This window comes from Geofilum rubicundum JCM 15548, from assembly GCF_000974365.1.
Classification (GTDB): Bacteria; Bacteroidota; Bacteroidia; order Bacteroidales; family Marinilabiliaceae; genus Geofilum; species Geofilum rubicundum.
In genome coordinates, this window is record NZ_BAZW01000142.1 from 1 (window position 1) to 1,537 (window position 1,537).

General features: G+C 38.8%; 2 protein-coding genes. One reads left to right on the plus strand and one right to left on the minus strand.

Going from position 1 to position 1,537, the window contains the following annotated elements; translation table 11 throughout:
- Nucleotides 1-464 (plus strand): hypothetical protein (locus JCM15548_RS22075; protein ID WP_227626081.1); only part of this gene is annotated, 464 nt, incomplete at its 5' end.
- Nucleotides 465-1,081: 617 nt separating this feature from the next.
- Here the strand turns inward: JCM15548_RS22075 and JCM15548_RS20395 are convergent.
- A partial coding sequence (locus JCM15548_RS20395) for a transposase (RefSeq protein ID WP_173427679.1) occupies nucleotides 1,082-1,537 on the minus strand: 456 nt, incomplete at its 5' end.

Consider the following 1,537-nt stretch of genomic DNA (forward strand, 5'->3'; position numbering starts at 1 on the left):
GATTAACCCCTATAATTAACAATGAAGCAGATATGGTTTTAGGACAACCTTCTGAAACATTAATAGATTATCGAGTTAATCCTTTTAGGTCATTAACAGGTGAAAGAGCTATGCTAAAGAAGGATATTACCCCCATTCTTAATGACATAAGAGATATTAGGTTCGGAGTAGAGACATTTATTAATTTGTATTTTCAAAGACACGGAAAGAAAATAAAGTATGTTTTAATGAAAGAGTTGAAGCATCCAACAAAATTTGAAAAAACGTCAATATTTAATGCTTCAAAAGAGTTTGCAAGTGAAGGCAAAGAAATAGCTCTTACCTACTTAAATAATTATGAATTAATTACTCAGCGCATTGAAATATTAATAGAGAAATCGAATAAAAAGGCGAAAATTAAAATTAATTCTTTACAGAAGGAAGTCAATAATAAATTACAAGAATTAAAGGATAAATATTTTTAAAAACAGGAGTTCAAATAGTATAATATTTTACTACTTATACTTTCTAATATTCTCAGTACATTTAGGTTGTTTAAAATAACAAACAGATGTGAATCCGAAAGTGAAGTTTAGAATATCATCATTGAAATCCACTACACACAGCCAAGCACAATTGCAATTCGCACGAGCCAACGCATGCCCAAAAATTGCAATAGAGCTTGTCTGTTTGCCACCGCTTTTTTGCCGCCCCTAAAAACTAATTTTTTCGGGAGTAGTAGTGCTTCGATTGAAAGCATTAGTGTTCGTAAGTGACAGGTAATTAACTAATAGAGAATGAACACCAGCAGCTAATATATAGGAATATGAGCGGTCGGAACGACCCAGCGATTATTCTCGGTTGAACTACATCCCGCTAGGTCTGCAGCCTGTTTTTATGGACTTTAAGTCGGTTTTTGATGTTTTTGGCAAGGCCACCCGTGGTACCGTCTTCCCGTTTTTAAGCATTTGAACTTAAGAAGTGACTGGTCGTAGTGGCTGAGAAGTTGAAAATCTGTTCCTTTTTGGCTGAAAACCTGCCGTTAAGGCAATACAATGCCGAACCTCATGTCAATGAAGTTTTTAGGGGGGTGTTTAGTAGGTTACTGCAACTTCGCAAAAAGCAATGAGGGCAGATTTCCTGCGGGTGACCGTATCCTGGGTAAGGTTCTAATGACAATCAGACGTCCCTCTTTGCAATGCGGACATTTGGTTAGGTCAAATCCAGTCAGCCTTAAAATGCGCTCTGAGGCCGTTTCATCCTTTTGGTCAGCTGCCATCTGCTCAATGTCGGGCTTTTCATCGGGCACAAATTGTAAATCCAGATGAAGCTTTGTAGAGTGATGATAAATGCCGAATCGACGAATACGCACATAACCATCGGGCATTACATGCAAAGAGAATCTACGCAGAAACTCTTCGCCGGTCAGTGATACCGGTTTCTTTTGTGCCCGGTCCCGGTAGTCTTTTGCCACGAAAGTGACGTGTGTTGGATCAACGTTCAAGATCCGCTGGTTGCTGATGGCAATGCGATGGGTGTATTGCCCCAGATACCTGAC